At 65.4% G+C, this 20,064-nt stretch carries 11 protein-coding genes; 5 read left to right on the plus strand and 6 right to left on the minus strand.

Annotated elements, in window-relative coordinates; translation table 11 throughout:
• The first annotated feature begins 285 nt into the window (after positions 1-285).
• The 5 genes from V5279_RS02405 to V5279_RS02425 all read left to right on the plus strand — a co-directional run bounded on the left by V5279_RS02405 (position 286) and on the right by V5279_RS02425 (position 13,351).
• A complete protein-coding gene (locus tag V5279_RS02405) occupies positions 286-7,764 on the plus strand; it encodes an Ig-like domain-containing protein (RefSeq protein WP_338694769.1) in 7,479 nt (2,492 codons plus the stop codon).
• A gap of 181 nt (positions 7,765-7,945) precedes the next feature.
• A complete protein-coding gene (locus V5279_RS02410) occupies positions 7,946-9,151 on the plus strand; it encodes an ABC transporter substrate-binding protein (RefSeq protein WP_029079637.1) in 1,206 nt (401 codons plus the stop codon).
• A gap of 166 nt (positions 9,152-9,317) precedes the next feature.
• On the plus strand, positions 9,318-10,112 hold the full coding sequence (locus V5279_RS02415; RefSeq protein WP_338694772.1) for an enoyl-CoA hydratase: 795 nt from the start codon (positions 9,318-9,320) through the stop codon (positions 10,110-10,112).
• Between the two features lie 15 nt (positions 10,113-10,127).
• A complete protein-coding gene (locus V5279_RS02420) occupies positions 10,128-10,883 on the plus strand; it encodes a hypothetical protein (protein WP_338701802.1) in 756 nt (251 codons plus the stop codon).
• Between the two features lie 353 nt (positions 10,884-11,236).
• Positions 11,237-13,351, plus strand: coding sequence for an acetate--CoA ligase family protein (locus V5279_RS02425; RefSeq protein ID WP_338694774.1), 2,115 nt, complete (start codon positions 11,237-11,239; stop codon positions 13,349-13,351).
• Positions 13,352-13,512: 161 nt separating this feature from the next.
• Here V5279_RS02425 and V5279_RS02430 read toward each other — a convergent pair whose 3' ends face one another.
• The 6 genes from V5279_RS02430 to V5279_RS02455 form a co-directional block, all read right to left on the minus strand.
• On the minus strand, positions 13,513-14,313 hold the full coding sequence (locus V5279_RS02430) for an enoyl-CoA hydratase/isomerase family protein (protein WP_166301731.1): 801 nt from the start codon (positions 14,311-14,313) through the stop codon (positions 13,513-13,515).
• 17 nt (positions 14,314-14,330) lie between these two features.
• Positions 14,331-15,491, minus strand: a complete 1,161-nt coding sequence (locus tag V5279_RS02435) for an acyl-CoA dehydrogenase family protein (protein WP_018269158.1) — start codon at positions 15,489-15,491, stop codon at positions 14,331-14,333.
• Between the two features lie 18 nt (positions 15,492-15,509).
• A complete protein-coding gene (locus tag V5279_RS02440) occupies positions 15,510-16,577 on the minus strand; it encodes an acyl-CoA dehydrogenase family protein (protein ID WP_338694783.1) in 1,068 nt (355 codons plus the stop codon).
• 231 nt (positions 16,578-16,808) lie between these two features.
• Entirely contained in the window at positions 16,809-17,651 is an 843-nt protein-coding gene (locus V5279_RS02445) for an IclR family transcriptional regulator (RefSeq protein ID WP_338694785.1), read from the minus strand.
• A 3-nt stretch (positions 17,652-17,654) separates the two neighbouring features.
• The gene (locus V5279_RS02450) at positions 17,655-18,788 is read right to left on the minus strand and encodes an NADH:flavin oxidoreductase/NADH oxidase (RefSeq protein WP_338694787.1); all 1,134 of its coding nucleotides are present in this window, start codon (positions 18,786-18,788) and stop codon (positions 17,655-17,657) included.
• A 44-nt stretch (positions 18,789-18,832) separates the two neighbouring features.
• On the minus strand, positions 18,833-20,050 hold the full coding sequence (locus tag V5279_RS02455; RefSeq protein WP_338694789.1) for an ABC transporter substrate-binding protein: 1,218 nt from the start codon (positions 20,048-20,050) through the stop codon (positions 18,833-18,835).
• Positions 20,051-20,064 lie beyond the last annotated feature (14 nt).

A 20,064-nucleotide genomic window follows, 5' to 3' on the forward strand; every position in this document is an offset into this window, starting at 1 on the left:
CACTTCTCATTGCGCGCAAAGTCGTGTTGCGAGTTTCACAATGGCGCGGGCCCGCCAAGGGACGACGTCGTCGCATCTGCCGCGTCCGGTGACGCAGATTGCCGTCCGCGCCTGCGCAGCGCGGTCCTCGCGCGCATCAACCTTACCGCTTCACCATCTCAAGTCCGTGCGCGGAATGAGAATTCGTTATTGTTACCAATGGCTTGCGACACGATGTAACTAATCGGCAATTTTTTTGAAACAGCGACGGATCGCAGTCGCTCTCGCATATTGCCGAGGTCCCTGGTGTCGAATCCTGTTGTTCTCACGCTGACGACCAGCGATCCGGTCCACGATTACACCCAGCTCTACAACGCGATCTCGGCGATCAGCGTCGGCGGCGGCCTGGCTGCGGCCAATACCGACTACATCATCAACTTCTCGACCTCTGGCGCCGCGCGCACGCTGCAACTGCTGGACGATCTGCCGGCCATCAATTTGATGAGCGGCTCGACGCTGACCTTCGACGGCAGCTCCGACTACAACAATCAGCTCGGCGGCAAGGACAATAGCGACGTCATCGACGCCCGCGGCTATCAAGGCTTCGTCGTCGTCGCCGGCAAGGTGACGTTCAAGAATCTCACCATCGTCAACGCCGTCGCAAGCGGCGGTGGTGGCGGCACCGGTGGCGGTGGTGGCGGCGCAGGCCTCGGCGGCGGCCTGTTCGTCGGGCAGAATGCCGACGTCACGCTGAACAACGTCAATTTCGGCAGCAACACCGCCAAAGGTGGCAATGGCGGCGCGGTCGATCCGGCCGGCGGTGGCGGTGGCGGCGGCGGCATCGGTGCCGACGGCGGCAGCGGCAATGGCGGCGGCGGTGGTGGCGGCGGCTTCGGCGGCCAAGACTATTACGGCGACCATGGCAACGGTGCCAATGGCTACAGCGAGGCGGGCTCTGACAGCCAGCATCCTTCAACCGGCGCGCAGACCTCGAGTGGCACGCCGGCGACCGTTGTTGGTCCGGGCGGTGGACAGAGCGCCGACAATTACGGCGGCATTGGCTTCGGCGCGCATGCCTCCGGCGGCGCGAATGGTGGCGGCGGCGCCGGCGGCGTCGGCGGCGGGGGTGGTGGTATCGGTGGCGGCAACTCGGTGGGCGGCAGCCCCTCGGGCACCCTGATCGGCTTCGGCGGCGCTGGCGGTGTTGGTGGCGGAGGCGGCGGTGGCATTTATGGCGGCGGCGATGGTGGTTTCGCTGGCGGAGGCGGTGGCTCCGGCAACGGCAGCGGATACACGCACACCGGCGGCGATGGCGGCTTTGGCGGCGGCGGCGGCGGTTCGAACGGCACGCCCGGCACCGGCGGGTTTGGTGCAGGCAGTGGCTCGCTCGCCGGCGGCGGGGGCGGCGGATTAGGCGCTGGCGGCGACATCTTCGTCCAGCAGGGCGGCAAACTCACCGTCATCGGCGGCACCTTGATGGATGCCACCGAGACCGGCGGCACCGGCGCCAACGGCGCGGGCAATGGCTCGGCCTATGGCGACATCTTTATCCAGGGCACCATGGTCGTCACGCCGACGCACACCGTGCCCACGTTTTCCCAGGGCCTGCAAACCGTCACGACGCTGACGATCGGCGACACCATCGCCGACGAAAAAGGCATCAGCGGCAGCGGCACGAGCGGAAAGCTGGTCGTCTCCGGCGGCGGCACGCTGACGCTGACTGCCGCCAACACTTACGTCGGCGGCACCCAAATCGATGGCGGCAACGTCCTGTCGATCACGGCCGACAACAATATCGGCGGCTCGGCCGGCGCGCTGATCCTCAACGGCGGCACGCTGACCACGACCGGCGGCTACACCTTCACGCACGACATTCAGCTCACCAGCAACGGCGGCACCTTCGACATATCGTCCGGCACGATTGTGGACACCGGCTCGATCAGCGGCTCCGGTACGTTCATGCTGTCCGGCGCCGGGACGTTGCAGCTCGGGATGGGTCAGCTCGCCGGGCTGACCGGGACGTTCGGACTGAGCAGCGCGCATCTGTTGCTGACATCGAGCGGCACTTTCGACGACGCGCTCTCGGTCAGCGGCAATTCGATCCTGTCGATCGCGAACGGTACGACCGTCACCGACACCGCCGTCGTGACCGGCAGCGGCAATCTCGGGATCGACGGCGGCGGTACACTCGTGCTTGGCCACGCCGCCAACACCTACGGCAGCACGACGATCTATTCGGGCACGGTGTGGCTCACTGCGGCCGGCGCCGCCGGAGCCGGCAACATCTCGTTCACGACAGGCATTGCCGGCACGCTGAAGATCGACAACGCTGCGCTGAGCGGCAATGCGTTCACCAACACGATCGCGAACTTCAATCCCGGCCAATTCATCGACCTGACCGGGCTGCACTACAACACCCAGAATCCGTCGCTCAACACAGTCAGCCTGTCCGGCAACACGCTATCGATCTCGAACGGCACCACGACCGATACGCTGACCCTCGCCGGGGTCGGCGCCGGTACCAGTTTCCAGCTCTCGCAGGATGCCAACGGTGGAACGATCGTGCAGGTCGTCTCGACCCGCGTCTTCAATGTCTCCAACGTCGCCGAGCTCAACGCGGCCATCCTGCAGATGGATTCCGGCGGGGTAAACGCCGCGCAGAATGCCAACTACACGATCAACATCACCGCCAACTTCAGCCTCACGTCGGAGCTGTACGCGCTCAATTTGCTGAGCGGGTCGAGCGTCACGATCAACGGCAGCGACGGCCACGGCGGCACGCACACGATCGACGGCCTCAACGCCCAGCGTGGCTTCTTCGTTTATGCCGGCAACGTCAATCTCGAGAACCTGACCATCCAGAACACGGTGGCCGCAGGCGGCGGCGTCGTCCGCGGCGGCGGCGGCGGCGGCGCCGGGCTCGGCGGCGCGCTGTTCGTCTCGTCGAATGGCAGCGCCACGATCGACAACGTCACCTTCCACAACAGCGCCGCGATCGGCGGCAACGGCGGTGGCGGCGGCACGGGCAGTATCACGTCCGGCTACGGCTTCGGCGGTGGCGGCGGGATGGGCGGACGCGGCGGGAGCAGCGGCGGCGGTGGGATCGGCCTCGGCGCTCAAGGCTCGGACTCGGATCTCTTTGCCAACGGTTCGCCCGGCATTGTCCCCAACACTGCCGGGGGCGGCAAAGGGAGCGACGGTTACCTGATCCCGTTCGGTGGCGGGACTATGCTTTACTGGTATGGCGGATCAGGCGGCGCCAATGGTGGTGGCGGCGGCGCGGCGGGGTGGATCGGCAGCGGCGTTCGCGCACCGTACGGGCCGGGGGGCGGTATCGGCGGCGGCAACGGGGCTGATGGCGGCAATGGCGGCTTCGGTGGTGGAGGCGGCGATGGCGGCAACGGCGGCTTCGGTGGCGGCGGCGGCATTGGCGGTGTCGGAGGCTTTGGCGGCGGCAATGGCGGCACCAATGGCAACGGCGCGCCGGGCGGCGGCGGTGGCCTCGGCGCCGGCGGCGCGGTCTTCGTTCAGCAAGGTGGCTCGCTGACCATCAAGAGCGGTTCGCTGTCGAACGATTCGGGCTTTAACGCCGTCGCCGGCGGCACCAATGGCATCGGCCAGGCCAGCGGCTCGGCGTACGGCTCTGGCATCTTCATCCAGGGCAACAACAATCTCAGCTTCGCACCTGGTAGCGGCCAGACGCTGACCATTGCGAACGACATCGCCGACCAGAGCGGCAGTGGAGGCACTGCCGCCAATGCGGGCACAGGCGGCCTCACCATCAGTGGCGGCGGCACCGTCATCCTCGGCGGCAACAACACGTATACGGGATACACCACGGTCAGCGGCACCGGCACTGTTGTCTCGATCTCGTCCAACGTCAATCTCGGCGCGGTCATCAGCATCCTGAAGCTCGGCGACGGCACCGGCATAAGCTTCACCGACGGTTTTACGCAAACCCACAACATCACCGTCGCTGGCGATCCGATCTTCAATGTCGCGCCCGGCGAGACCGTCACCCAGAGCGGCGTCATCTCCGACGGCGCGACGCCGGGTGATGTCGAGGTGACCGGCGGCGGCCGGCTCGTGCTGTCGGCGCACAACACCTATTCGGGCGGCACCGTCATCAGGGGCGCCACGCTCGAGCTGGCGGCGAATGGCGCGGCGGGTACCGGCGCGATCGCCTTCACGGATGGAACGACCGACAAGCTCGTGCTCGATGCCGTGGCGTTCTCCGGCACGGCGTTCGGCAGCTCGATCACCGGCTTTGCCGGTGGCGACACCATCGACTTCGGCAACATCGCCTATGACGCAACGGCGACGCTGTCCTATGCGAACGGCGTGCTTGTCGTTAAGAGCAGCGGCGGCACGACGCTCGCCTCGCTGAATCTGAGCTTTGGCGCCGGCGCCTCGGCCGGCTCGCTGCTCCTTGGCTCCGACGGCTCGGCGACGCCGCATCTCGAAATCCGGTCACAGGCAAGCATCGCCTCGGTCACATCAGATACCACCGCTCACCTCACGACGCTGAACACCGGCAAGGTCGTGACCATCACCGTCAATTTCAGCAACACGGTGAGCGTGACCGGTACGCCGGAGCTGCTGCTCAACGACGGCAAGGCCGCGAGCTATGTCAGCGGCAGCGGTTCGCAGGCGCTGGTGTTCAGCTACACCGTGCAGGACGGCGACAGCACGTCCGATCTGCAGGTGCAGAGCCTCTCGCTCAACGGCGGCACGATCAAGGATCCCGGCGGCCAGGACGCCGACGTGACCCATGCGGCGACTGACCTGCATCTCGTGATCGACGCGATCGCGCCGACCGTGTCGGTGGTCGCGACCCCGACCTCGCTGCTGGCCGGACAGACCTCGACCGTCACCTTCACCTTCTCCGAGGCGGTCACGGGTTTTGCGCTGTCGGATACGACGGTGAGCGGCGGCACGCTGAGCAACCTCGTCCATGTCGGCCTCAACGGCGCGCACCTGGACATCTACACGGCGACCTTCACGCCTGGTGTAGCCGATTCCGAGGCAGGCTCGGTGCAGGTCAATGCGTCGAGTTATACCGACGTTGCCGAAAATGCCGGTGCGGCGAGCAACGCGATCACCGTCAGCGGCGACACCAAGGTGCCGGCGGTAGCGGTGACCGCCGATCACACCGCGCTGACCGCGGGCGATACCGCCGTCGTCACCTTCACCTTCTCCGAGGCCGTCACAGGCTTTGGGCTCGGCGATGTCACAGTCCATGGCGGCACGCTGGGTAACCTGGCCCATGCCGGCGTCGATGGCTCCGGCCGTGACGTCTACACCGCGACCTTCACGCCCGATGTGACCAACACCGAGGCGGGCTCGGTGCAGGTCAACGCGTCTGGTTATACCGATGTCGCGGGGAACTCCGGCACGTCGAGCAACACGATCAACTTCACCGGCGATACCAAGGCGCCGACGGTGTCGGTATCAGCCGATCACACCGCGCTGCTCGCCGGTCAGACCGCGGTCGTGACCTTCACCTTCTCCGAGGCGGTCGCGGGCTTCGGGCTCGGCGATGTCAGTGTCAGCGGCGGCGCGCTGGGCGGCCTCATCCATGTCGGCGTCAACGGCGCCGGCCAGGACGTCTATACGGCGACCTTCACGCCCGACGTCACCAACGCCGAGTCGGGCTCGGTCCAGGTCAACGCATCCAGTTATGCCGACACGGCTGGCAATACCGGCGCGGTCGGCAACACCGTCAACTTCACCGGCGACACGTTGGCGCCGACGGTCTCCGTCACGCTCAATCCGGACACGGTGCTGGCCGGCGACCTCTCGGTTGCGACCTTCACCTTCTCCGAGGCCGTGTCCGGCTTCACGCTTGCCGACACGGCTGTCCATGGCGGGTCGCTGAGCAATCTCGTGCATGTCGGGCTCAACGCGTCAGGCCAGGACGTCTACACCGCGACCTTCACGCCCGATGTCAGCGACACCGAGACCGGCTCGGTGAAAGTCAACGCGGCTGGTTATGGCGATACCGCCGGCAACGCCGGTGCGGCAAGCAACACCGCGACCATTGGCGGCGACACGCTGGCGCCGACCGTCTCGATCGCGGCGGATCGCAACGCGCTGCTGGCGGGCCAGACCGCGCTGGTGACGTTCACTTTCTCCGAAGAAGTCGCGGGCTTCGCGCTCGGTGACGTCGCGGTGCACGGCGGCGCGCTGGGCAATCTGGTCCATGTCGGCGTCAACGCGTCCGGTCAGGACGTCTACACCGCAATCTTCACGCCTGATGTGAGCAATGCCGAGGCGGGCTCGGTACAGGTCACCGCATCCGGTTATACCGACATTGCCGGCAACGCCGGTGCGGCCAGCAGCACGATCAATTTTACCGGCGATACCAAGGCCCCGACGGTGTCGGTCGCGGCGAGCCCGAGCACGGTGCTTGCCGGCCAGACTTCGGTCGTCACCTTCACCTTCTCTGAAGAGGTCGCCGGTTTCGCGCTCGGCGATACCGTCGTCGCCGGTGGTGCGCTGAGCAATCTGGTCCATGTCGGGCTCAATGGTTCAGGCCAGGACGTCTACACCGCGAACTTCGCGCCTGATATCAACGACGTCGTGGCGGGTTCGATCCGGGTCACGGCCGCGAGCTATACCGACGACGCCGGCAACTCGGGCGCGGCGAGCAACACCGCCAACATCGGCGGCGATACGCATTCGCCGACGGTATCGGTGGCGGCCGATCACACCGTGCTGCACGCGGGCGATGCGGCGCTGATGACCTTCACCTTCTCCGAGGCGGTCGCCGGCTTCAGTCTCGGCGATATCGCCGTCCATGGCGGTCTGCTCGGCAGTCTGGTCCATGTCGGCATCAACGGCGCTGGCCACGATATCTACACCGCGGTCTTCACGGCCAACGTGACCGACCATCTGTCGGCCAATCTGTCCGTCACCGGGTCAAGTTACACCGACATCGCCGGCAATGCCGGTGCGGCAAGCAACTCCATCAATTTCAGCGGCGACACCAAGGCTCCAATGACGCCGATGCTGATGCTGCATCAGGACACCGGCGTCTCGGGTGCCGATCACATCACCAGCAATCCGCTGATCGACTATTACAAGGCCGATGCGGCCGACACGCTCCGCTTCAAGGCCGACGGCGCCTCGAGCTTCTCGACATCAGCGCCGGTGTTCACGACCGACGGCGTGCATTCGGTGACGGTGCAGGAGGTCGATGCCGCCGGCAATGTCAGTGCATCGTCGAGCCTGATCTTCACCCTCGACACGGCAGCGCCGCATCTCACCGGAATCACCGCGACGCCGTCCGGCGGCGTTGCGGCGACGGGTTCGCTGGTGCAATTGACCGTCGGCTTCAACGAAGCGGTTCATGTCATCAGCGGCACGCCGACCCTGACGCTGAACGATGGCGGCAGCGCGATCTACGATGCCGCGGCGACGGCGCTGCTCGGCGATCCCTCCAAGTTGGTGTTCGATCACGTCGTGTCGTCGACGGACCGCGCCGCCTCGCTGGCCGTGACCGGCTTCGCGGCCAACGGCGCCAGTGTCGTCGACCTGGCCGGCAACGCGGCCTCGCTGTCGGCGGTATCAGCCGCCTTCGATGCGCTGCACATCAACGAGACCATCGCACCGGCCTACACGCTCGGGGCGATCACCCGGCCGGAACTGCATCTCGATCTGGGCGGCCATGTCATCATGGATGCCGCGGCATCGGCGTTCGCCGGACAATACGGCACGCAGTATTTGTTCCTCGGCCTGCCGGCGGGAACGCCCTTTTCCACCGTTCCCGACTTTCATCTCTGATCTCGCATCGCGGCTGGAAGATGTCGACGCCGCGCCGGCAGCTCCGGCGCGGCGCCTCATTCCGCTTAGCGGAAAACAGATTGCTGCCGCTGCGGCTTGCTGCAGTGCGGGCCATGCGGCATGATCCGGCCCTCGAAACGGACCTGAAGGAATGAGGTCCGCATCTCAAGGGAGGGTTTGAATGAGACGAGTTTTGGCCGGCGTGTTGGCCTGTGTGTTTGCGATCTCGGCGAATGCGTCGCTGGCGCAGGACAAGCCTCCGCTGAAGCTCGGCGGCATCCTCGATATGTCGAGCCTCTATGCCGACATCACCGGCTCGGGCAGCGAAACCGCGGCCAAGATGGCGGTGGAGGATTTCGGCGGCACGGTGCTCGGACGCAAGGTCGAGATCGTGGTCGGCGACCACCTCAACAAGGCCGACCTTGCCGCCAACATCGCGCGCGACATGATCGACAACCAGGGTGTCGAGATGATCTTCGACGTTGCGGCGTCGGCGACAGCGCTCGCCGCCGGTGAGATCGCCAAGGCGCGCGGCAAGATCATCATGTTCAACGGCCCGGGCTCGATCCGCCTCTCCAACGAGGCCTGCGGTCCCTATACCGTGCACTACGTGTTCGATACCTTTGCGCAGGCCAATGTCACCGGCCTTGCCGCGGTGAAATCCGGCCTCGACACCTGGTTCTTCCTGACCGCGGACTACGCCTTCGGCCAGGACCTGGAAAAGGACACCAGCAATGTCGTGGTCAAGTCGGGCGGCAAGGTGCTCGGCAATGTGCGGCATCCGATCAACACCTCGGACTTCTCGTCCTTCCTGCTGCAGGCGCAGGCCTCGAAGGCCAAGGTGATCGGGCTCGCCAATGCCGGCGGCGACACCATCAACGCGATCAAGCAGGCGGCGGAATTCGGCCTCACCAAGACCGGCCAGAAGCTATCGCCGCTGTTGGCTTTCGTGACCGACATCGACAGCGTCGGGCTCGACACTGCGCAAGGCCTGCTGCTGGCGGAAGCGTTCTATTGGGACCTCAATGACGACACCCGCGCGTTCTCAAAACGCTTCATGGAGCGCGTCAAGCGGGTGCCGACCTCGGCACAGGCCGGCGTCTATTCCTCGGTGACGCATTACCTGAAGGCAGTGAAGGCCGCCGGCACCACGGACGCGGCCGCCGTCATGAAGGTGATGAAGGAGACCCCGATCAACGACATGTTCGCCAAGAACGGCCGAATTCGCGAGGACGGCCGCATGGTGCACGACATGTACCTGTTCGAGGTCAAGAAGCCCTCGGAGTCGAAGGGCCGCTGGGACGATTACAAGCTGCTCGCGACGGTGCCGGGTGACCAGGCGTTCCAGCCGCTCGCCGACTCGCGCTGCCCGCTGGTGAAGAAGTGACGCGAAGCGTCATCCCGGGCGATGCAACGCATCGAACTATGATGCGCAATTGCGCATCTGAGGATCTCGAGATTCCCCGATGCGCAATTGCGCATCTGTGGTCTGGTCCTTCGGACCATCCCGGAATGACGCTGAGATAATCAACAACAACGAAAGGCAAAACGCCATGAGCGACAATCAGATGGTTCTCCAATCCCTCGACCAGGGCCTGCTCACCATGACCATGAACCGTCCCGAGCGGCGCAATGCGCTCAATCCGGACATGACGCGCGGCCTTGTCGAGGCGGCGCGGCGCGCGCAGGACGATACCGACGTACGTGCGGTGCTGATCCGGGGCGCCGGCGGCACCTTCTGCGTCGGCGGCGACGTCAAGTCGATGGCGGAAGGCCGCGCGCCGCTGCCGTTCGAGGCCAAGATGGCGAATCTGCGCCGCGGCATGGAGGTCTCGCGCATCCTGCACCAGATGCCGAAGCCCGTGGTGGCGCAGCTCGACGGCGCGGCGGCCGGCGCCGGGCTCTCGATCGCGCTGTCCTGCGACCTGCGCGTCGCCAGCGCCTCCTGCAAGATCACCACCGCCTTTGCCAAGGTCGGCTTCTCCGGCGACTACGGCGGCACCTATTTCCTGACCAAGATGCTCGGCAGCGCCAAGGCGCGCGAGCTCTATCTGATGTCGCCGGTGCTGTCGGCGCAGGAGGCCTATAACCTCGGCATGGTCTCCAAGGTGGTGCCCGATGCCGATGTCGAAGCCGAGGCGCTGGAACTCGCGCGATCGCTGGCGCAGGGACCGTCGGTGACGCTCGGCTATATCAAGCGCAACATCAACAACGCCGAGACCATGACGCTCGAAGCCTGCTTCGACGGCGAGGCGATCCACCACACCCGTGCCGGCGAGACCACTGATCACAAGGAAGCGGCCAAGGCGTTCGTCGAGAAGCGCAAGCCCACCTTCCAGGGTCAATAAGCCGTGACCAATTCCTTGGCCGAGTACATGCGGCTGCGGCAGATCTGCCTGGTGGCCCCGCAGCTCGCGCCCGTGATCGCGGACATCTCCGCGATCATGGGCCTCGATGTCTGCTACCGCGACGGCAACGTCGCCAAATACGGGCTCGAGAATGCGCTGCTGCCGGTCGATACCATCCTGCTGGAAGTGGTCGCGCCCTTCCAGCCGGGCCCCGGCACCGCGGCCGGCCGCTTCATCGAGAAGACCGGCGGCCGCGGCGGCTACATGGCGATCTTCTGCTGCGAGGATCCCGATGCGCGCGGCGCAAAGGCCAATGCGATCGGCGTGCGCACCGCGAACGTGATCACGCACGCGCCCTATCACGGCGTGCAGCTGCACCCGCGCGACTGCCGCGCTGCCTTCATCGAGTTCAACCACACCGACGGCAGCGACGACATCCTGGGGCCGTATCCACCGGCCGGCCCGGACTGGCAGAAGTCGATCCGCAAGGACACGACCCTGGCGTTGACCGAGGTCGAGATGCAGAGCCCCGAGCCGCAAGCGTTGGCGGCGCATTGGGGCAAGATCGTCGGCTTTCCCGCCGGCGGCACCGTGGTGAAGCTGTCGAATGCGACCTTCCGCTTCGTCAAGGGCAACACCGAGATCATGAGCGGTTTGACGTTCAAGGTCACCGACAAGGCGAAGGTGCTGGATGCCGCGAAAGCCAGGGGCTGTGCGGTGGCGGGGGATGAGTTCCTGCTCTGCGGCGTGACGTTCAAGCTGACGGCGTAGTCCGCCGTCATTGCGAGGAGCTCGCGACAAAATTGCAAAGCAATTTTGCGCTGAAGCGACGAAGCAATCCATTGTTTCCGCAAGTAGAGGGATGGATTGCTTCGCTTCGCTCGCAATGACGGGCTACAGATCATTTTTCCGTCATCCTGAGGAGCGCGCAGCGCGTCTCGAAGGATGCACGCCCGGCTGGTGGCCGTCGATCCTTCGAGGCTCGCTCCGCTCGCACCTCCAGCGACAAAGGCGAAGCCTTTGCGGGGGATGACGGGGAACGATTGGTGCTTGCGGGGAGGGCGGTTGAGCCGGCGGCAACGATCCAATATCGTGGCCGACAATAACAACAATTGGAACGCCCCATGCCGCATCCGCTCGATACCTTCTTCGCCCCAAAGAGCATCGCGCTGATCGGCGCCTCGCGCGATCACGAGAAGATTCCCGGGCGGCTGCTCGCGATGCTGCGCAAGAACCTCTATCCGGGAGCGCTCTATCCGATCAATCCGAACTATGACGAGATCGACGGCTTGAAATGCTTCAAGTCGGTTGCCGAGGTCGGCGCGCCGATCGATCTCGCCGTCATCGTCATTCCGGCCCGTGCCGTGCTGCCGGCGCTGGAGCAGTGCGCTTCCGCCGGCGTCAAGAACGCGGTCATCATCTCGTCCGGCTTTGCCGAGGAGGGCGGCGACAGCGCTGACATGCAGGATGCGATCGTGGCGCTGGCGAAGCGGACCGGGATGCGGATCAGTGGCCCCAACGCGGAAGGCTTTTACAGCCAGGTGCAGAAGGTCGCCGCGACCTTCAGCCCGACCGTCGACGTCAAGCCGGATGCGCCTGATCTGGTCGCCAGCAAACGGCGGATCGGCATCGTCGCGCAGAGCGGTGGTATCGGGTTTGCGATCTATCATCGCGCCAAGGCGCTTGGCGTAGCCCTCAGCTACGTCGTCAGCGCCGGCAATGAGAGCGATCTCGGTGCCGGCGAGTTCCTCGACTACATGGTGCAGGATCCGTCGACCGACGTGATCCTGCTGTTCATCGAGGGTATCCGCGACGTCGACAAGTTCCTGGTTGCGGCGAAGCGCGCGGCAGAGCTCAGGAAGCCCGTTATCGTGACCAAGGTCGGCCGCTCCGGCGCCGGCGAGCGCGCGGCGGCCTCGCATACCGCGAGCATGGCGGGCTGGTCGGCAGCCTATGACGCGGTGTTCGCGAAATATGGCTTCATCGTCTCCAACGATCTCGACGAGGCCGTGACCATTGCCGCGGTTCTGACCACCAATCCCTTGCCGAAGGGCGACCGCGTCGCGGTGCTGACGGTATCAGGCGGCGCCGGCATTTGGGGCGCCGACACCGTATCGATGCAGGGCCTGCGTGTGCCGGAGCTTTCGGCTGCGATCCAGAACCGGATCAAGCAATGGATGCCGTCCTATGGCGCGGCGGGCAATCCGGTCGACGTCACCGCGCAGGGCGTCTCCTCCGGCGGCCTGCAGAAGAGCATCGAGCTGTTCGATGCCTCCGACGAGGTCGATGCGACGCTGGTCGTGCTGTCGCTGTCCAGCGAGACGCGGATGCCGTTCAAGGAGGCCGAGCTGAAGCCTTTGATCGCGGCGCAGAACAAGCCGGTGGTGTTCTATTCCTACACGCTGCCGTCGCACTTTGCGCGGCAGGAGCTGGCGAAATCGGGCGTGGTGGTGCTCTCGGGGCTGACCCATGTCGGCGTCGCGATGCGGCGGCTGGCGGACTATGCCGCCTTCAAGCCCGCGCCGGAGATGGCGGGATCTGCGTCGCCGGCGCACGATCTTTCCGCGCATCTGAAGTCAAAGACGCTGTCCGAATATGACAGCAAATCGCTGCTGCGAGCCGCCGGCGTCGCGCTGCCGGATGAGCTGCTGGTGACCGATCGCGACGGGCTCGACGCCGCGATCGAGCACGCCCGATTTCCGCTTGTCATGAAGATCCAGTCGCCCGCGATCGCGCACAAGAGCGAGGTCGGCGGCGTCCGCGTCAACATCGCCGCCAAGGGCGCGGCGTTCACCGCCTATCGCGACATGCTGGAGAGTGTGCAGAAGCAACGGCCGGATGCCGCGATCCAGGGCGTGCTGGTCGGGCCGATGGCCAAGAAGGGCATCGAGATCATCGTCGGCACCATGACGGATGCGACCTTCGGGCCGATGGTGATGGTGGGCCTCGGCGGCATCACCACCGAATTGTTCAAGGACGTGGTGTACCGCCCGGCGCCGGTGAGCCCGGCGGAAGCAACCACGATGCTGGAGACGCTAAAGGCCGCACCGCTGCTGCACGGCTTCCGCGGCGCGCCGAAGGCGGATGTCGCAGCGCTCGCGCGCTTGATCTCGCAGATTTCGGTGCTGGCAGCGCAGCATGCAAGCGAGATCGCCGAGATCGAGGTCAATCCGGTGCTGGTGCACCCGGAGGGGCAGGGCGTGACGATCGTCGATGCGCTGGTGGTGCCGAAAGGCTAGCGAGCCATCTCCCCAGCGTCGTCCCGGGCTTGACCCGGGACCCATACGCCGCGGCCCGCGGAAAGGGCACAAGGGGAGACGGCTTGTCCTGCCACTCGCATCGGTGGTTATGGTCCCGGGTCAAGCCCGGGACGACACGTGGATGGAGCTGCGCGAGGGCCTCACCGCCCCCTGAAGTTGGCGACGCGGCGTTCGGCGGTGGCCTTGACGCCTTCCTTGAAGTCCTCGGTCGCGCGCAGCTTGGTCTGCTCTTCCAACTCGTGGTTGGTTGCGGCGAGCACGCGGTCGGCGAGGCCGGCGCGCATGGTGGCGCGGGTCGAGACCAGGCCGAGCGGCGAGCATTCGGCGATCTCCTGCGCGAGCTTCATCGCTTCAGCGCGCACCTGATCCTGCGGCACCAGCACGTTGGCGAGGCCCCAGCGATAGGCCTCTTCGCCGGTGACGCGGCGGCTGGTGTAGAACATCAGCTCCGCATTGTTCTTGCCGATCAGCTCCGGCAGCGTCGTGGTCAAGCCGAAGCCCGGGTGGAAGCCGAGTTTGGTGAAATTCGCCGAGAAGCGCGCTTCAGGGCAGGCGACGCGGAAATCGGCCGACACGGCGAGGCCGAGGCCGCCGCCGATCGCAGCACCATGGATCGCCGCGACGATCGGCTTCTTGTTGCGGAAGATGCGCACCGCCTGAACATAGAGATGGTTGATCGGCAGGTTGGAGGCCGGATCGCTCTTGGCGCGTTCCTCCTGCTCCTGGCGGGCCGGGTCTCCAAAATTGGCGCCGGCGCAGAACGCCTTGCCTTGCGCGGCCAGCACCGAGGCGCGGATCTCGATATTGTTGTCGATTTCCTCCAGCGCGTCGGCGATCTGGTTGATCAGCGCGACGTCGAAGAAGTTCAGGGGCGGCTTGCGGATTTCGATCAGGCCGACATGGCCGTGGGTCTCGACGCCGATATCCGTGTATTTGGTCATGATCTGTCCTCGTTGAATTAGCGTAGGCCCAATCCGCGGGCGATGATGCCGCGCAGCACCTCGGTGGTGCCGCCCTGGATCGTTAGCTTGGGTGCGGTCTTGATGGCGAAATCGAGCTGCTTTTCCAGCGTCTCGCGGTTGGTCGCGGTTTCCTCGACGAAGGCGGCGAGATCGCGGACGCGATGCGGCAGCTGCTGCTCCCACACCGTGCCGATGTCCTTGACGATGGAGGCCTCCACCACCGGCTCCTTGCCGGCCTGCAGCATGCCTGCGACCGACACCGACATGCGGCGCATGGTGTGCACTTGCGCGACCAGGCGCCCGATGCCCTCGGCGCTGCGGGTGTCCGGGTTCTTGCCGACCGCGCGCACCAGTTCGGTGAGCACGTAATAGGTCTCGAGGAAGCGCTCGGGGCCGGAGCGTTCATAAGCGAGCTCGGATGTTGCCTGCTTCCAGGCGCCGTCGACCTCGCCCAGCACATGATCGTCCGGCACGAAGTAATCGGTGAACACCACCTCGTTGAACTCGAACTGGCCGGTGATCTGGCCGATCGGGTTCACCTGAATGCCCGGCTGCTTCATCTTGACCAGGAACTGGGTCAGGCCGTGACGGCGGTTCTCTTTCGTGGGCGGTGACGTCCGGAAAATCGCGATCATGTAGTCGGCGATATGCGCCGACGAGGTCCAGATCTTGGTGCCGTTGATCAGATAGCCGCCGTCGGTCTTGGTCGCGCGCGTCTTCGCCGCGAACAGATCGGAGCCGGAGTTCGGCTCGCTCATGCCGATCGCAAAACAGACCTCGCCGCGGCAGATTCGCGGCAGGATGTCCATCTTGATGTGCTCGGGCGCGTATTTCAAAAGCACCGGCCCGCTCTGGCGGTCGGCGACGAAGAAGCGCCGGGTCGGCGCATTCGCCACCCGCATCTCCTCGGTCACCACATAACGTTCGAGGAACGAGCGCTCCTGGCCGCCATATTTCTTCGGCCAGGTCATGCCGAGCCAGCCCTTGGCGCCGACGCGGCGGGAGAATTCCGGCGCGTCATTGTCCTCGCGGTTCGGCGCGTGCGGATCGAAGGTGCCGGCGGCGATCTCCTCGGCGAGGAAGGCACGCACCTCCTTGCGGAGCTGCTCGCATTTCTCCGGCAGGCGGATCGGATCGAAACGAAGGGCTGCGGTCATGATGTCTCTGTCCTGATCTCAGCGCGAAGCCACCAGCGGCCACAGTTCGTCGGCGCCACGCTCGGCGACGAGCTTGCCGAGCTCGACCGCCCAATAGCTCTCCGAGCCGAAATCGTCACGCCAGGCCAGCGCCCGTAGCGAGTAGCGGTGCAAGATGTGCTCGTTGGTGAAGCCGATCGCGCCGTGCACCTGATGCGCAATACCGCCGCCCTTCTCGGCTGCTTCCGAGCAGCGGATTTTTGCGGAGGCGGCTTCGAGGAACACCGCGTCATTGTTCAGCGAGTTCGCGCTTGCAATGGTATCGGCCGCTGAGGTCGCGGCGGCCAGCGCCGCGGCCGACTCGCCGGCGAGGCGGGCGAGGTTGTGCTGCACCGCCTGGAATTTCGAGATCTTCTTCTCGAAGGCGACGCGCTCGTTGGAATAGCGCACGGAGATGTCGAGCATCGATTCCAGTGCGCCTGCAATCTGCAGGCTGCGCACCACGCCGCCCATCAGCATCAGCGTGGTTTGGTCAAAGCCCTTTGGCGCGGGCTTGGTCGTGACCGGCTGCACCTTGTCGAGCGTGACGGTGTCGTTGTGATCGCCGCCAAGTCCGATGCCGGATTCGATCCGGCATTTGGCGGCATCGACCAGCGCGATCGAGATGCCGCCATTGTTATCAGCCAGCACCGCGAAATGTTTCGCGTCTTTCGCGAACGGCACGCCGCGGGCGCGGCCGGAGAGAGAGCCGTCGGCGTTGAGCGTGACGCGGTCCTTCGGGCTTGCCGGCAGCACGGTCATCTCGCCTTCCGGGGAGGCGATCCTGGCTTGCGTCAGCAGCCAGCCGGCCAACATTGTTTCGGCCAGCGGAACAGCGATCGCATGCCGTCCGGCGACGTTGAGGACGCTGAAACCTTCGGCGAGGCTGGCGCCGGAACCGCCGAGATCGTCGGGCACCCAGGACAGCGGCAGGCCGGCTTCGGTCAGCGCCTGCCACAGCGGCGCCTTCCATGCGCCCTGCTTGTCGTGATTGATGGTCTGGGCATCCGCGAGATCGGCGAAAATCTTTCCCGCGGTCTCGGCGACGATGTTCTCACTCTCCGCCACAGCGTTCCTCGTGTTGATTGGCTTGGGTCCTGCCATCAGGCAGGCCCTGCTTGCGGTGTTGTCTTGCGCTCAATGATGCGGAAAAGCCATAGCCGTGACAAGCGTTGCCCGCAGGGCCACTTGCGCGGATGGCATGAAGCTGGACCGGGTGCACGAATTCCGCATAGTGGACTTTGGATCGCCTTGGTTTTGTGTGCCAGGCGCGGAGGAAAATCGGCCGGCGCCATCGGTTCAGTCCGCCAGGTGAAACTGGATCGCCTTCCGCATGAGGTCGGCGAGTTCGGCCTCCTGGACCATCAGCGCGTCGTTCAGCCCGGCGACGCACAGCACCAGCGGCTCGTTGGATTCCGCGATCGGCGGCAGGTTCATGGCGACGACGCCGGCGCCCGGCGTGACCATGCCGAGCGAGAAGGCATGCCCCTTGGCGCGAACCTTCTTCAGCTCCAGCAGCAAGGCCTTGATGTCGATCTGCCGATCCGGCCGCGGCTCGTTGTCGTTGATCAGGCGGACCAGGCGTCTGACTTCCTTGTCCGGATAAGCCGACAACAGCGCGTAGCCTGATCCCGAGTGCGCCAGAGGCCGCCGCGTGCCGGCTTTGACATGCAGCCGCATCGGCAGTTTGGCCTGGATGATATGGATATATTGCGCGCTGAGCCCGTTGCGCACCGCGAGCATGATGGTCTCCCCGGTCTTCTCGGAGAGCTCGTCCATCAAATTGATCAGGCGCCCCCGCGTGAACAGCGCCGGGCTGAGCCAGTGCCCCAGCATCGAGATCCGCGGCGTCGGGATATAGGTGCGGCGGCTGGTGTCGTAGTGCAGATAGCCGAACGCCGTCATCGTGCGCATCAGCGCCGAGGTGCTGGACTGCGGAAATTTCAGGGCGGCAGCCACCTCGATGGCGGAAGCGGCGCGCTGGTGCTCCTCGAAGAATTCGAGCACGTCGAACACGCGCCGCGCCGACTTGACCGCATTGTCCATCTTCGGCAGGTCGCGCGAGGTGTCGCCGGGGCTGTCGAAAGACCGCGCGCCGGTCGCAGGACCGGTAGCCGCCACATCTTTCTTCGCCACCGGCATCGCTTATCGTCCTTGCTGCGCCACCCGCCGCTTCAGCCACCAGCCATATTGCTCCGGCCAGTTCGTCCACTCGGGATCGCATCCGAGCGCGAGTGCCGTCTGGGCGGGCCAGTTCGGATTCCACAGCAGTTCGCGGCCGAGTGCAATAAGCGTCGCCTTGCCGTCCCGCAAGATGGCTTCCGCGTAGTCTGGCTCGCGGATCAGCCCGACCGCGACCGTCGGCATACCGGCTTCCTTCTGGATGCGTTCGGCGAAGGGCACCTGGAAGCCCGGCGTGCGCGACACCAGCGAGTTGCCGCGCGGCAGCTTCATGCCGCCGGACGAGCAGTCGACCATATCGATGCCGATCGCCTTCAGCTCGGTTGCGAAGGCGATCGAATCTTCGATCGACCAGCCGATATCGACGCCGTCGACCGACGAGATGCGGACCAAGGCCGGCAGATGGTCGGGCCATTCCTCGCGCATGATGGAGGCGATTCGCAGCGGCAGCCGCATCCGGTTCTCGCGCGAGCCGCCATAATCGTCGTTGCGGTTGTTTGCCAGCGGCGACAGGAACGAGTGCATCAGATAGCCGTGCGCGCAGTGCAGCTCGATGACGTCGTAACCTGCGGTCCTGGCGCGGCGGAACGCCTGGCGGTAGTCGTTCACCAGGGTATCGATCTCCTCTGAAGTCAGCATGTGCGGCGCCGGCCAGCCGTCGTCGAAGGGAATGCTGCTCGCGGCCGCGATCTGCCACGGGCCTTCGCCGCGCGCCTTGATGTCGGCCTCACCCAGCGGGTTGCCGCCTTCCCACGGCCGCTGCGATGAGCCCTTCCGGCCGCCATGTGCGATCTGGATCGCGGCCTTGGCATCGAAGCGGTGGATCAGCGCGGCGAGGCTGGCGTGGCCTGCGATGTGCGTATCGTCCCAGATGCCGAGGCATCCATGGGTGATGCGTCCCTGGGTGTTCACCGAGCTCTGCTCGACGAATACGAGACCGGCGCCGCCGGCAGCGAGCTTGCCGATATGGGCGGTGTGCCAATCGGTCGCGCGGCCCTCATGCGCCGAATAGGTCGCCATCGGCGAGACCATGATCCGGTTCTTCAGTTCGAGGTCGCGCAGTTGCAGCGGGGTGAAGAGTAGCGGCAGTTCGGTCATGCGATGTCCAGCCTTGCTTGTGGTTTGCGGATCCGTGCGAGCAATCATTTCTTGAGCAGCGGGCATGCGCTCTCCTCGGGCGTTGCGAACGCTTCCTTGCCCGGAATCACCTGCACCAGCTTCTCGTAATCCCAGGCGCCCCTGGATTCCGCGGGCGATTTCACCTGCACGAGATACATGTCGTGGATCAGCTGGCCGTCCTCGCGCAGGAAAGCATTGCGGGCGAAGAAGTCGTCGATCGGCATGTCCTTCATTTGCGCGATCACCCTGGGGCCGTCGTCGGTGCCGGACTTCTCGACCGCCTTGAGATAATTCATGACGGCGGAGTAGAGACCGGCCTGGACCATGGTCGGCCGCTTTTTGGTCCTGGCCATGAAGCGCGCGGCGAAATCGCGGGTCTTGTCGTCGAGATCCCAATAGAACGCGGTCGCGAGCTGCAGCCCCTGCGCCGCCTGCAGGCCGATCGCATGGATGTCGCTGGTCTGCATCAGGAAGGCCGCGAGCTTCTGCTGCTGCGCCAACCCGAATTCCTGCGCCTGCCGGATCGAATTGGCGAGATCGCCGCCGGTGTTGGCGAAGGCGATCACGTCTGCCTTCGAGCTCTGTGCCTGCAACAGATAAGACGAGAAATCCATGCTGTTGAGCGGATGCCGCACCTCGCCGGTGATGCTGCCGCCGACCTTCTCCACCGTCTTGGCGGCGTCGTTGCGCAAGGCGTGGCCGAAGGCGTAGTCGACCGTGACGAAGTACCAGCTCTTGGCGCCTTCCTTGGCCAGCGCCCGAACCGTGCTGTTGGCGAGCGCATAAGTGTTGTAGGTCCACTGCACCGAATTGGCCGAGCAGCCCTTTCCGGTCAGATCGGAGGAGCCGGCCGACGACACCAGCATCGCCTTGTTCTTCTGCTTGGTGAGCTCGAGCACGGCGAAGGCGACGGCGGAGTTGGCGAAATCGACGATGACGTCGACATTCTCCTGCTCATACCAGCGCCGCGCGATGCCGGCGCCGATGTCGGCCTTGTTCTGATGGTCGGCATCGACCATCGCGATCGGCTTGCCCAACACCTTGCCGCCGAAATCTGAGATCGCCATCCGCACCGCTTCGACCGCTCCCGGGCCGGCCGCGTCGGCATAGAGCCCGGCTTGATCGGTCAGCACGCCGATCTTCACCATGTCGTCGGAGATCTGCGCGTGGGATGGCGTGGCGGCGAAGGTGGCCGACAGGATTGCAGCGCTCGCGGCCATCCACCCGTAAGTCGATGTCATTGTCCCAGGTTTCC

This window comes from Bradyrhizobium sp. 26S5 (assembly GCF_036923295.1).
GTDB classification, from domain to species: Bacteria; Pseudomonadota; Alphaproteobacteria; order Rhizobiales; family Xanthobacteraceae; genus Bradyrhizobium; species Bradyrhizobium septentrionale.

What these genes read in the sequence shown, in the direction of transcription:
- V5279_RS02445 (WP_338694785.1), bottom strand. Translation starts at nt 17,651, where the DNA reads ATGCCGGTGGCGAAGAAAGATGTGGCGGCTACCGGTCCTGCGACCGGC.
- V5279_RS02455 (WP_338694789.1), bottom strand. Translation starts at nt 20,050, where the DNA reads ATGACATCGACTTACGGGTGGATGGCCGCGAGCGCTGCAATCCTGTCG.
- V5279_RS02410 (WP_029079637.1), top strand. Translation starts at nt 7,946, where the DNA reads ATGAGACGAGTTTTGGCCGGCGTGTTGGCCTGTGTGTTTGCGATCTCG.
- V5279_RS02430 (WP_166301731.1), bottom strand. Translation starts at nt 14,313, where the DNA reads ATGACCAAATACACGGATATCGGCGTCGAGACCCACGGCCATGTCGGC.
- V5279_RS02450 (WP_338694787.1), bottom strand. Translation starts at nt 18,788, where the DNA reads ATGACCGAACTGCCGCTACTCTTCACCCCGCTGCAACTGCGCGACCTC.
- V5279_RS02435 (WP_018269158.1), bottom strand. Translation starts at nt 15,491, where the DNA reads ATGACCGCAGCCCTTCGTTTCGATCCGATCCGCCTGCCGGAGAAATGC.
- V5279_RS02425 (WP_338694774.1), top strand. Translation starts at nt 11,237, where the DNA reads ATGCCGCATCCGCTCGATACCTTCTTCGCCCCAAAGAGCATCGCGCTG.
- V5279_RS02415 (WP_338694772.1), top strand. Translation starts at nt 9,318, where the DNA reads ATGAGCGACAATCAGATGGTTCTCCAATCCCTCGACCAGGGCCTGCTC.